The following is a 12,428-nucleotide window of genomic DNA, read 5'->3' on the forward strand; positions in this document are numbered from 1 at the left end:
GTAACCTGCGGATATTAGGAGCTATCGGGTTCGCTCGAAATGACGATCTCTTACCGCTTCTCCAATAAAACAAGGTTTGGTTGGCGGATGAAAGATTTCTTTCCTTGCACCTGCCTGTGTTTAATAAACCCGATCCGATCGCTATCGGATTTATTTTAGGGCCCATTTTTACATGAAAAATAATGAAATAAATTCAGCGTGACGATTGCATTAAGCTTGGAAATAAATTAAAACTAAATTATCACATCATTTTTTAGGATATTTGCAACCTGTTAGAGAAAAATTACATAAACGGCCTTCATCCTGAATAGATCAAATTTATTTCAGGATCATTAAAAAGATGCTGAAACGAGTTCAGCATGAAGGGTGCATTTATAGTCCAAACATTTTGTTTTACATACCGTTGTATATATTACAGTAATACACTTATTAAAATTTTGAAAAACGACATCAACATAAAGAATAAAAGAGCATATTTTGACTATAACCTTTTAGATAAATACGTAGCTGGGATTGCACTTTTAGGGACAGAAATAAAAGCAATAAGACAAGGTAAGGCCAACATGACGGATGCATTTTGCATGTTTATTGGCGGCAATCTTTTTGTGCGCAACCTCCATATCTCTGAATATAGCCACAGCTCTTTTTATCACCATGACATTAAACGCGACCGTGCTTTATTGCTTCAAAAGAAAGAAATTAGAAAATTGAAGCTTAAAGGAGAAGAAAAAGGTTATACCATTGTTCCTTTACGGATTTTTATCAACGAAAGGGGTTTTGCTAAAATGGAAATCGCACTGGCCCAAGGTAAAAAAGAATTCGACAAACGCGATAGCATTAAGGATAGAGATACGAAGCGGGAGTTGGATAGAGCAATGAAAAGGTAGGTTAGTCTTCAGTCTGAAGTCTTGAGTCCTTAGTTTAAATTGACTTCTGACTAAGGACTTCTGACTATGGACTCAAAAACTACCAGGCCTGGTCACCAACTAAGGGCACAAACCGAAAGGTGTCTAGTACAATTTTGTCGTAGTCTGTTTCGCTTACACGGATCACCGTAACCATTTTCTGGGTTTTCTCATCTCCAACCGGGATTACCAGAATACCACCTATTTTTAATTGTTTTAATAAAATTTCCGGAACCAGTGGGGCACCAGCGGTAACGATTATTTTGTCGTATGGTGCATGGGCAGCAATTCCTTTAGAGCCATCACCACAATAAAAAGTAGGTCTGTAACCCATTCCAGGCAAAACCTGAATGGTTCTGTTATAAATATTCTCCTGTCTTTCTATCGTAAAAACGGTAGCACCCAATTCCATTAAAATGCAGGTTTGATAACCTGAACCCGTTCCGATCTCCAGCACTTTATCTCCTTTTTTAATGTGAAGCAACTCACTTTGGTAAGCAACAGTGTAAGGCTGAGATATGGTTTGTCCATCGCCTATAGGGAAAGCAATGTCTTTGTAAGCCTGGTTCCAAAAAGTTTCGTCAAAAAAGAAATGCCGTGGAACTTTACCTATGGCTGTTAATACGTTTTCATCCTCAATTCCACGAGATTTTAACAACTCAACCAGTTTTTTTCTCGCTCCACGTTCCCGGTAATTATCAACAAATTTATACGCCATGAACTTCAAAATTAGCTTTTTTTAACGGTGATACAAGGATAAAATGAGAGATTGATTAAATTAACGAATGGATTACCTGAGTTAGAGAATGATACATTATCCACATAGATGAAGGATTGAATGAGCGATTGAGAGAATGAAAGAAGGAGAGCATGAGCGCAAGAAATAAACCCATTCAATCATTCAAAATTCAATCATTCACTCATTTCTAATACGGATCTACATCTATTTGCGTAAAAACGCCTTTAAATTCTTTGGTGGCATTAAATTGGGTCAGCGTTTCTTTTAATGCATCTTTAACTTTTTGAATGGCCGTATGCTTATCGGCTTTAATAATAATCTGTTTGATATAGAGATTCCGTACACGGCTTACCAACGGTTGTTCGGGACCTAAAACACGTTTACCAAATTTCCCTTTCAGGATATTAGCTAATGTAAAGGCAGCATGATCTAGAATATGCGAATCTTTATGTTTGATGTACAAAAATATCATCCTGGAAAAGGGCGGATAAAGAAATTTCTCCCGCTCTACAATTTCATCATTATACATCCCCTCATAATCGTTGTTCACCACCTGTTTTATGATTCGGTTTTCAGCATCGTAAGTCTGGATACAAACGTTTCCCTGGTCGGCTCTTCTACCTGCCCTACCCGCAACCTGTGCCAGCAGTTGAAAGCTTCTTTCATAAGCGCGGAAATCAGGATAACCTAAAAGGGTATCTGCATTAATTACACCGATCAGGTTCAGGTTATCGAAATCCAGTCCCTTGGCCACCATCTGTGTACCGATTAAAATATCGGTTTTCTTCTCCTGAAAATCATTCAGAATTTGTTGCAAACCGTTTTTGGTCCGTGTGCTATCCATATCCAGTCGGGCAATAGCCACCTCTGGATAAAGCAACCGAAGTTCTTCTTCAATACGCTCTGTACCAAAACCTTTTTGCTCTACATGCACCGAACCACAGGCCGGACAAATATTAATACTGCTCTGCTGATACCCACAATAATGGCAATGTAATTTACCACTGCTTTTATGGTAGGTTAAACTTACATCGCAGTTTACGCATTTTGGTGTATAACCACAGGTTGCACAAATGAGAATGGTGGCATAGCCTCTCCTGTTCTGAAACAATACAATCTGTTCTTTTTTAGCAAGCGCCAGATCAATATCTTTGATCAGCACGCTGGAAAAATACGAACTCATCGTTTTTTTCTTTGTTTCTTCCGCAATACTCACCACCTGCTGGTTCGGAAGCTGAACACCGCCAAAACGCGTCTTCATTTCCACAAGTCCGTACTTGCCTTGTAAGGCGTTGTAATAACTCTCTAAAGATGGTGTAGCTGAGCCTAAAACAACCTTGGCCTGATGTAGATAGCCCAAATAAATAGCCGCATCCCTTGCCTGATAGCGCGGTGCCGGATCGTATTGTTTGTAGGAGGGTTCATGTTCTTCATCAACGACAATCAGTTTCAAGTCTTCAAAAGGAAGGAAAACCGCTGAACGCGCACCAAGAATTACTTTATATGCACCTGTTCTTACCTTATTCCAGATTTCGACCCTTTCGCTATTGTTGAATTTTGAATGATATACCCCGATCGAATTACCAAAATAACGCTTAATCCGTTCAACAATCTGTGTGGTTAAGGCAATTTCTGGCAACAGGAATAATACCTGTCCATCGGTATTCTGGATAATTTTTTCAATCAGTTTAATATAAACCTGCGTTTTTCCTGATGCGGTTACGCCATGCAGCAAAACCACCTCTTTCTCTTCAAAATGCTGGTTAATCTGGTCTAATGCTTTCTGCTGTCCTTCGTTCAGTTCGAAATTCACACTGAATTCTTCATCGTGAGCGGCCAGGCGACTAACCGGCCTTTTCATCACCACAAAAATATCTTTGTCTGTCAAAGCTTTTAATGCCGCCGGACCGCAATTACTTTCGGCTAAAAGCTGTTCTTTAGCAATTGGCAGATTTGATTTTTGTAATTTCAGGTAAGCCAATAAAGCATCTAACTGTTTAGGTGCCTTATCTAAAATATTAAAAAGCTGTTTCAGATTTTCTTCATCGCTGTAAAAATCATTTAAAACAATGAATGATTTGAGCAAAGGTTTATATTTCTGCACTACCTCTTCTGCTACCAGTACGAGTTCCTTATCCAATAGCTGGTTGATGATCGGATATACTGTTTTCTGCCCCAATAACTTAGAAACATCATTAACTGTAAGTTTCTGTTGCTGTTTCAGTGCGTTGATAATAATTTCTTCCTTATCGCTAAGTTCGGTATCTTCATTATAATCTTCGCGAATAATCAGGATGGTTTCGCTGGCCAGTTTTAAACTGGCAGGCAGGGCAGCTGCCATTACATCACCTTCATTACACATGTAATAATTGGTCATCCATGTCCAGAATTTAAGCTGCATGGGTGTAATTACAGGCTCGGCATCTACCACATCGATAATGTATTTTGCCTCGTAAACCTTAGGTGGCACCGTGCTGATTGCACTAATTAAAGCCGTATAAATTCTATGCTTTCCAAATTGCACCACTACCCGTTTTCCAACAGCGATCTGATCGTTTAAATCAAAAGGTACCCGATAAGTATAGTTTTTCGCCAAAGATAATGGCAAAATAACTTCCACAAAAAGTGTTTCTCTTTCTGAAAAAATATCGTTTTCGAAAGTATTCATTATTTATCTTTAAATGCCGCAAAAAAGAGCATTATCCATCCCAATACAAATAAAAGCCCGCCAATTGGTGTTATTGGACCAATAAATTCGGTAAAACCTAAATGCGATAAGCTCCGAGTAGCCAATAAATATAATGATCCTGAAAAAAGGATGATTCCAAATGTGAAGCAGAAATAAGCAATATTAATAAGCTTGTTCCGATAACGGGCAAAGGTAGAAAGGTATAATAAAGCAAATGTATGATAGAACTGATAATCAACACCTTTCTGCCAAATTTCTAATGATGGGCCGTCAATTAAAGCTTTTAATCCGTGGGCACCAAATGCGCCTAACAAAACGGCAACAGCACCAAAAAAAGAAGCAGTAAGGATTATTCGTTTATTCATAGTTATTTGCAAGTAGCAGTCGCTAAATTAATAAATTGGTAAAGAACTTCTCACTAATCAATGTAATAAATTAAATTTGTTGCACAGCAGATGAAAAAAATCGTAATTCTAACAAGTGCATTATTTTTAGGTGTAGCCTTTATGGCTTACCTGTATTTTTCGAAATTGGGAACTGATAATGATGCAAAAGACCTGGCGTTGCAATCGGCAACCAATAACGCGGCATTGGTATTTTCTTTCCAGAACGACAAAGGTTTTTACGATATTATTGAAGGGCAACAACTTATTCAGCAGGTTTTGGGCAAAGATAAAATGAACCTCCTGAAACAGCTGAAAACAAGCATTATTGATGATAACCTGCTCAACAGGTATTTGAAAGATCAGCAGGTTTATATTAGTGTACTGCCTGATTCTAATAAAACCCTTAATTTCCTGATCACCTTACAAATTCAGCCTGATAACGATATCAAAAAATTTTACGAACAGTTAAAGCTTAGAAAAGTAATTACTGAAAATTCGAAGTCGATTTATACAGTAAAGATAAATGACAGCTTACAGGTTTATTTGGGAATCCACAACCAGGTATTAACGGTTTCAACTTCTTTAAAACTGATTAATGATGCCAATATCCGTTTAACTGAAAATCCTTTTACAGAATATATTAAAGAGAATAACCACCAAATCAAAAATGTACTGGCCCACATTTACATTAATTTTAACCAGGCACCACTATTACTTAAAAATATTATTGCAGGGAACATTAATGGAGAAATTGCCCTATTTAACCAACAGAACAGTTTTGCTGTACTCAATTACAATTTCAGTAAAGAAAAAATTCTTTTCAGCGGGAGTACCGAATTAAAAGATCAGCACAATTACCTTAAGCTATTCGAAAATATCGCGGCACAAAATACATCTATCCAAAATATTCTGCCCGATAATACTGCAAACTATGCGCTTTATGCTTATGATGATTATGGCAAATGGCTCAAGAAATTAAATACCTGGCAGGAACAGACGAAAATACTTTCCAAAACCAGTGCGGTAATAAAAAGCGTAAAGGATGATTACAGAACAGATTTAAACCTGATATTTAAAACTTATACCAAGAATCAGTTTATTCTTTTTCAGTTAAGCACCAGCGAAAAGTTAGGTGCAATTTCATTATCTGATGGTGAAAAAACAAAACAGTTGTTGCTTGATGTAAGTACAGATTATAACGAAGAGATTAAGCTCTTTAAATCGGCAGATATCTTATACAGTTATTTTGGTGAGCCCTTTAAAAAATTTGCGCGGCCTTATTATGTCATTATTGATAATAATTTAATTGTAGCCAATAATGCGAGCACGGTACAATCATTTTTAAATCATTACAAAAATAATAGGCTTTTAATACAAACGCCGCAATATTTAGATGCAGTGAACGAGATTTCTACCACTTCAAATGTAAGTTACTACATCAATACCAAAAATTCGGCAGATATTTTCAGGCATAATATTCAACTGAATTTCTACAGACATTTACGGGCCGATAGTGGTTTAAAAAGTTTTGATACTTTTTGTTATCAAATGAGCGCAGATAAAAACAAATTTATTACTAACTTACTTTTAAACAAATACATACAACCAAACACACCAGATTCATTAAGTAATCGTTAATAAGGAAACCATCCCAATAAACTATTTTACATGAAGAAACTTTTACTTGCGTTACTGGCAATAGCCAGCTTCGGGGTTGCAAATGCACAGCAATATGCGCTTTTTGGTACTAAAACCATGTTTGATGCATTCGAAAACCCATCTCAAAAATCTTTCACCTTAGATTCATCAAGAAAATTTTCTTCTAATTTCTTTTTACCATATTTTGGAACAAATGCCATTAATAAGGGAAATTCTAAGTTTGCCATAAGAAAATTAACCCAGGAAGGTGTTTTTGATACCAGAAGTTTACCAATTGGTACTGGCGAAGTAAATCGTTTTTTTGAAAACAGCAATATTTATGTGGCAACATTCAGGCTTTTCAAATCTTACAAGTATCAGAAAGAAATGGGCTTTTCATGGCAGATCAGATCTGATGCACATATCGATTATACAAACGAAACTTTAGCTATTTTTGATTCGTTCGAGCGGTTTAACAGCAACCAGCAGTATATCGGAATTTTTAACACCAAAGGTTATCAGCAAAGTTACCATCAGTTTAGCTTTACCTATCGCGAAAACTGGAATAAAAGGCTTGCATTTGGCTTGAAAGCCAGTGTATTGAGTGGAATACTTTACAATAAATTAAATGTTTATGATTCCCAACTATATATTGATCCTGAGTCTGATGCCTTATTAATTGGCTTGAAGGGAACTTACTCAGCCAACTTCTCTGACTTTAATGAGGTAAACAAGAAAAACTTCTTCCCAAACTTTAAAAACCCTGGTTTATCATTAGGTTTTGGAACCAACTACACCACAAAAAAAGGTTTATTTTTAATGGCTAACATTAAAGATTTAGGATTTATCTGGTGGCGGAGTAATACCGAACGTACTACTGTAGATCAATCAAAAATTATTGAAAATATTGAGAACAACCGATCGAATACCAACCAGGAAATAAAAGATATTTTCTTGCTATCAGAACAACCTAAAAAGTTTTTGGCTCCTACTAATGCTAAACTTGATTTTTACCTGTCTAAACGTTATGGTTTCTATAAACCTGCATTAGCTGTTTCCAAAAACCTATTTTACAAAGGTGGCGATATTGCTTTGGTAAATACTTTTATTGCAAACGATTTTTCGGGGAGCGTAACACCTTTGTACAATTTAAATGGTGTTTTTATGGTCGGCCTGCAAGGTAAATACCAAACTCCTAATTTTGAACTGTTTTTAGGAACAGATAATTTAGTTGCAACAAGTTTCCAAACCATTGGTACCATTAGAAATGATGCTACTGTTGGCAGTGGGCCTAATGGAGCCTCCTTTTACATGGGCGTAGGCATTAAATTTGGAAACGTGGTTAACCATCCCCAATTTGCCGATGTAATACCAGGTATTAATGATAATAGCGATGATGGCAGTTTCTTTAAAAGTCTGTTTTCGATCTTTAAAAGAAAATAGACTTAACCTTGTGCTTGTTGCTTTTTAGATGGTGTAACCACAAAATCTTTCAGGTAAAAAGGCTCGAAATAGGCTACGTCTTCAAATTTACGGTTACTAAAAGCCTCGTTAGCCAACCTCGACATATAGGTAGCAGAATTGAAATTAGCAGCATCGAATTTTGCATTTGGGTGTGTTAAAAATTCAGCACATTTGGCTGCTCCATCACCCAAAAAGGTAATAACTTGTTGTGAAAGAAACTCGTTAAAACTTGTTTCATCAATAATTTTAGCTTCTGTTGATGTAATTACGTTTAATGATCGGTCCAAAATTGAGGTATATACTTCCATCCTACGGGCATCAATCATCGGGCAGATTAAACCAGAATAACCCGGGTTCTCCACAAGGTAACCGGCTGCCATCATTTCTAATGTTTCAATTGCGATCAGGGGTTTATCTAAGGCATAACAAAGCCCTTTAGCAGTAGAAACACCAATTCTCAATCCAGTATAAGATCCGGGGCCTTTACTTACGGCGATGGCATCCAGCTCCTGATAGTTTAAGCCTGTAGCTTTAACTACCTCATCAATAAACAGCGTTAAATTTGCTGCATGCAGGTTTTGCCCTTGCTCCTCTTTAAAAGAAATTGTTTCACCATTAACAGATACTGCCACAGAACAGATTGCCGTAGCGGTTTCTATTTGAAGTATTTTAGCCATGAGACAAAGATAAATAAAAATGGAAGACAAGATAAGTTTGGCGCTAAGAGTTTGGCGTTTGGAGTCAAATTAACCCACGGAGTGTACATTCCCAAGGGGAATTTATTTTATAAAAAAAATATAAATGACAGGAGAATTTAAGAGGATAATATCTCATTTCGACTATAGCTTGCCGATTTAAGCATTTATTTTTATCTATTTATAGATATGCTTGTTTAACAGGTTTCCCGGTAGCGTGATGGAGAAATCTTTAAACTATTCGTCAACATAGTTCAAAGATCTCTCCACTTCGCATTGCTTCGGTCGAGATGACGATTTTTCTATTAGCGATAGCGTATCCGAAGGATCTTTGCTCGAATCTTTCAAATGAACTGACTCAAAGTTTGGACTCAATTAACTAATGACTAATGAACCAGTGAACTCTCCTATGGAACCGGATCGTGCCCGTGTTTACCCCAGGGATGGCAACGGCCTATGCGTTTCAGCGCCAGCCAGCCACCTTTAAAAGGGCCATGCTTTTTAATGGCTTCTATGCCATATTGAGAGCAGGTTGGGGTAAAGCGGCAATTTGCGCCCAGCATAGGCGAAATGGCATACTGATAAATTTTGATCAGTCCTAAAAAAAGCCACCCAAAAATTTTATTAATGAATTTCATGGGGCTGGATTAAATTTTGGAAACGTTTGAAGGTAGCCTTCAGTTTTTTCTCAATAAAAGCAAACTCATACTTATTCTTCCCCACAAACTGGATGGAAAACAAAAGCAACCCCCTATCCGTAGGTAAAGGCAAGTATAATTTATCTTGTTTATTTAGTCGATAAGCTTCGCGGATGCGACGCTTGAGCAGATTGCGGTCTACTGCCCGCTTATATCTTCTTTTAGGTACATTGATCACCACCTGTGCTTGTACATCACTAGGCGCATCAATAAAAAGATAAGAAATCCGAAAGGGATATAATAAAAAAGAAGAACCGTTTTTAAACAACAGGTCTAAATGTTTCCTGCTGCATAACCGTTCTTCTTTCCTGAATGTGTACATATATTTTTGATTGATCATTGCAGATTTTGATCTGCGGATCCCGAATTAACGGAAAAGCAATCAAAAATTATGCTTTATGCTTGCGTTCGTCAGAAACTGTTAATCTTTTTCTTCCTTTAGCACGACGTGATGCTAATACTCGTCTGCCGTTAGCTGTTGCCATTCTTTCGCGGAAGCCGTGTTTGTTTCTTCTCTTTCTTTGCGAAGGTTGGTATGTTCTTTTCATGACTGTATATTATCTATTGTAAAATTAAGAGGTGCAAATATAAAGCGATTTCTCTACAAATGCAAGAGTGATTAATTATTATTTTTTCTATTTAAATGCAAATGTAAAAAATCTTTTCAAAAACGGGACTAATGTTATCATTTTAATCATTGTCTGTGGCGTTCTCTATTTCATCAAACGTTCTTATGGAACGAAAATATTTTTTTAGCTATGATTCGTCCCGATGGGACGAAATAAGGAAATCGCAACAATATCCCTTGTTATTGGGCGCTGGAAAGGAACAGGCCAATAATAACAGCAGAGGCCACCGTAAAACAAACCTGATTGTAGTGGAAATCCTTTTTGTTACCCTAAGCGTAGTCGAAGGGCAAAAAGATTGTAACAGAAAGCAGGGCTAACAATAACTTGAGCAGTTGATTGCTTTACATTAAAAATGCGATCGTGACTACATATTGGTTAACATCTTTCCTGCAATGAAGACCCTGAAATAAATCCGATAGCTATCGGATCAGGCTGACGCTTTTAGAAGAATCTATCTCTTTACAAACCCAACGCTGCCTTCAATTTCACGTAACCTGTTTTGCTTACAGGGAGCCAGATATCAGACTTTAACAACACCACATAACTATCTTTCTCTTTTAGCTCAATTTTGGTTACCTGCGCCAGGTTAATGATGTATGATCGATGTATGCGGATAAACTGGCTGGCATCGAGCGTTTGTTCGAAATAAGCCATGGTTTTGTTCTTATAAAAAGCACCATCAACGGTACTCAATTTCACATAATCATCATCAGCCTCTAAATAATTGATATCGGCAACAGGAATAATCTTAATTACGCCGTCTTTTTTAACCACTACCCTATTATTTTGGGCTGGGCTTAAAGCTGCAGCATCTAAAACAGCTTCTGTATTTTCGGTCTGATTTAATTTGCCCGGTATTTTTTTGATGGCCGCATCAAAGCGCGATTTATCAATCGGCTTGAGGAGATAATCTACTGCATTAACCTCAAAAGCCTTGATGGCATACTCATCAAAAGCCGTAGTAAAAATTACTGCAGGTTTATCTTCAACCAGCTCAAGCATTTCGAAACCGCTAATTTTAGGCATCTGTATGTCGAGAAAAATGAGGTCAGGCTTGTGCAAGGTAATGGCTTTTAAACCTTCAAATCCGTCAGCACACTCGGCTACAATCTCTATTTCTGCATGATCTGAAAGGTAATACTTTACAATATCTCTCGCTAAAGGCTCATCATCAATTAGTATTGTCCTGATCATTTTTTTGTGGAATTTTTAGGGTGGTAATATATAAATTATTTGCCTCAATATCGGTTTGTAATAAATGGGTATTTGCAAATAACAGATACAACCTGCGTTTAATGGCACTTAAACCAAATCCTGTTCCTCCGGCAGCTTTCATTTCCGGATCGAAAGGGTTTTGAACGCGCAATTGTAAAATATTATATTCAACCGTAACATCAATTTTAATCGTAATGCCAGCAGAAGTATTATAAAGACCGAATTTAATGGCATTTTCTACAATCGGCTGTAACAATGTACCTGGTAAGCAAAGATTTAAGGTATCTTCGGCAACGTTCACTTCAATATTTAACCTATGGCTAAACCTTACTTTTTCGATATCAAGATACAATTGGATGTACTCCATCTCCTCCTCAACCGAAACCCATAATTCATCGTCACGTTTTAAGGTACCGCGTAAAAAAGAAGCCAATTTTGTAATCATTACCCCAGCTTCTTTTGGGTTAACCATAGTGAGTGCAAATACCGAATTTAGACTGTTAAAAAGAAAATGCGGCTGCAATTGGTGCCTTAACTTATTTAGCTCTGCTTCTTTAGCCAAACTCTTCGCTGCAGAAAGTCTTCCATGTGTTTCAGACTGTTCTTCTAACCTATACCATAATATATTAGCTAAAGCACACCAGGCCAAACACATAAAAGCGATTAAACCTCTAAAGGCAAAAGAAAAGTTATAAAAATCTTTATATTCTTTATAATCAGCAAAAATGTAAAGCATGCTATATCTGGCGGCATAAATAATTACAAATGTGAGGGCCAGCGCAACAATCAGTACATAAAGCATCCTTTCGTTTTTTGGCTGATAATACCCCAACATATTGCTTACCCCTATACAGGCCAATGCGAGCAAAAGATTATTGGTTAAGCTATCGGTTATCGCTATCCACCAGGAAAAATTAACTGCATAATGCAATCCAGCAGCACACATTACCGTCCACACGATTGCAATGGTGATTGATATTTTCTGTATTTGCGGAACGGATAAAGGTCTAGTTGTCAAAACGTTTCTGATTAGTTAATGATTTATTGCGGTGCGCTAGCTTTTCAAGGTATAATGAAACCGATTGTGGTTCAACCATCTTCGAACTCACTTCTGCACCATCTGTAAGTTCTACAACTTCAGATATTCCACCTACACCTAAAAACTTCCATACTATTTTATCTCCCTGGCAATTGTTAAGGGAAGGATTAAAATGTACGGCATTCAAATTAGCTTTACTTAAGGCTTGCCTGATCCCTTTTGCCTGGATTAAACGCGTTTGTTCGTTAAACTGGGGCGTATGCTTTCCTTCACCACAAATTACCTGATAGATACAATTTACTGCAAACCATTTCATAGGCGCTATTTATAA

Annotated in this window: 14 protein-coding genes; 4 read left to right on the forward strand and 10 right to left on the reverse strand. The window is 37.1% G+C overall.

Annotated features, from left to right (window positions below; all coding sequences use genetic code 11):
* The first annotated feature begins 437 nt into the window (after positions 1–437).
* Positions 438–887 (forward strand): SsrA-binding protein, encoded by a 450-nt coding sequence (smpB, locus tag OQX63_RS20850; protein WP_090496795.1) that lies wholly within the window; start codon positions 438–440, stop codon positions 885–887.
* A gap of 79 nt (positions 888–966) precedes the next feature.
* Here smpB and OQX63_RS20855 read toward each other — a convergent pair whose 3' ends face one another.
* The 3 genes from OQX63_RS20855 to OQX63_RS20865 all read right to left on the reverse strand — a co-directional run bounded on the left by OQX63_RS20855 (position 967) and on the right by OQX63_RS20865 (position 4,698).
* The gene (locus tag OQX63_RS20855) at positions 967–1,623 is read right to left on the reverse strand and encodes a protein-L-isoaspartate(D-aspartate) O-methyltransferase (RefSeq protein WP_090496797.1); all 657 of its coding nucleotides are present in this window, start codon (positions 1,621–1,623) and stop codon (positions 967–969) included.
* A gap of 208 nt (positions 1,624–1,831) precedes the next feature.
* Positions 1,832–4,312 (reverse strand): replication restart helicase PriA, encoded by a 2,481-nt coding sequence (gene priA / locus OQX63_RS20860; protein ID WP_265852740.1) that lies wholly within the window; start codon positions 4,310–4,312, stop codon positions 1,832–1,834.
* Complete coding sequence (locus OQX63_RS20865) at positions 4,312–4,698, reverse strand: DUF423 domain-containing protein (RefSeq protein WP_265852741.1); 387 nt, start codon at positions 4,696–4,698, stop codon at positions 4,312–4,314. The genes priA and OQX63_RS20865 overlap by 1 nt, the downstream gene beginning before the upstream one ends.
* Positions 4,699–4,788: 90 nt before the next feature.
* On the opposite strand from OQX63_RS20865, the gene OQX63_RS20870 reads away from it, so the two are divergent.
* Positions 4,789–6,357 carry a hypothetical protein gene (locus tag OQX63_RS20870; protein WP_265852742.1) on the forward strand — a complete coding sequence of 523 codons (1,569 nt, stop codon included), beginning with the start codon at positions 4,789–4,791 and terminating at the stop codon, positions 6,355–6,357.
* A 30-nt stretch (positions 6,358–6,387) separates the two neighbouring features.
* Positions 6,388–7,800: a DUF5723 family protein gene (locus OQX63_RS20875; RefSeq protein WP_265852743.1), complete on the forward strand. Its 1,413-nt coding sequence runs from the start codon at positions 6,388–6,390 to the stop codon at positions 7,798–7,800.
* A 2-nt stretch (positions 7,801–7,802) separates the two neighbouring features.
* On the opposite strand, the gene tsaB is transcribed toward OQX63_RS20875, so the two are convergent.
* From tsaB to rpmH, 4 genes are all read right to left on the reverse strand, one after another.
* Positions 7,803–8,498: a tRNA (adenosine(37)-N6)-threonylcarbamoyltransferase complex dimerization subunit type 1 TsaB gene (tsaB, locus tag OQX63_RS20880; protein ID WP_265852744.1), complete on the reverse strand. Its 696-nt coding sequence runs from the start codon at positions 8,496–8,498 to the stop codon at positions 7,803–7,805.
* 425 nt (positions 8,499–8,923) lie between these two features.
* Entirely contained in the window at positions 8,924–9,154 is a 231-nt protein-coding gene (gene yidD, locus OQX63_RS20885; RefSeq protein ID WP_090496806.1) for a membrane protein insertion efficiency factor YidD, read from the reverse strand.
* The gene (locus tag OQX63_RS20890) at positions 9,141–9,554 is read right to left on the reverse strand and encodes a ribonuclease P protein component (protein ID WP_265852745.1); all 414 of its coding nucleotides are present in this window, start codon (positions 9,552–9,554) and stop codon (positions 9,141–9,143) included. The genes yidD and OQX63_RS20890 overlap by 14 nt, the downstream gene beginning before the upstream one ends.
* Before the next feature lie 49 nt (positions 9,555–9,603).
* Positions 9,604–9,762: a 50S ribosomal protein L34 gene (gene rpmH / locus OQX63_RS20895; RefSeq protein WP_010601723.1), complete on the reverse strand. Its 159-nt coding sequence runs from the start codon at positions 9,760–9,762 to the stop codon at positions 9,604–9,606.
* Between the two features lie 185 nt (positions 9,763–9,947).
* Between rpmH and OQX63_RS20900 the strand changes: the two genes are divergently transcribed.
* Positions 9,948–10,160 carry a hypothetical protein gene (locus OQX63_RS20900; protein WP_265852746.1) on the forward strand — a complete coding sequence of 71 codons (213 nt, stop codon included), beginning with the start codon at positions 9,948–9,950 and terminating at the stop codon, positions 10,158–10,160.
* A gap of 142 nt (positions 10,161–10,302) precedes the next feature.
* On the opposite strand, the gene OQX63_RS20905 is transcribed toward OQX63_RS20900, so the two are convergent.
* From OQX63_RS20905 to OQX63_RS20915, 3 genes are read right to left on the reverse strand one after another with little or no spacing between them, the layout of a single operon-like run.
* Positions 10,303–11,037 (reverse strand): LytR/AlgR family response regulator transcription factor, encoded by a 735-nt coding sequence (locus OQX63_RS20905; protein ID WP_265852747.1) that lies wholly within the window; start codon positions 11,035–11,037, stop codon positions 10,303–10,305.
* Complete coding sequence (locus OQX63_RS20910; protein WP_265852748.1) at positions 11,015–12,076, reverse strand: sensor histidine kinase; 1,062 nt, start codon at positions 12,074–12,076, stop codon at positions 11,015–11,017. Before OQX63_RS20910 ends, OQX63_RS20905 begins: the two co-directional genes overlap by 23 nt.
* Positions 12,066–12,413: a DUF4288 domain-containing protein gene (locus OQX63_RS20915; protein WP_265852749.1), complete on the reverse strand. Its 348-nt coding sequence runs from the start codon at positions 12,411–12,413 to the stop codon at positions 12,066–12,068. Before OQX63_RS20915 ends, OQX63_RS20910 begins: the two co-directional genes overlap by 11 nt.
* Positions 12,414–12,428: the final 15 nt, after the last annotated feature.

Origin of the sequence: Pedobacter sp. PF22-3 (genome assembly GCF_026239555.1) — a bacterium.
GTDB lineage: Bacteria > Bacteroidota > Bacteroidia > Sphingobacteriales > Sphingobacteriaceae > Pedobacter.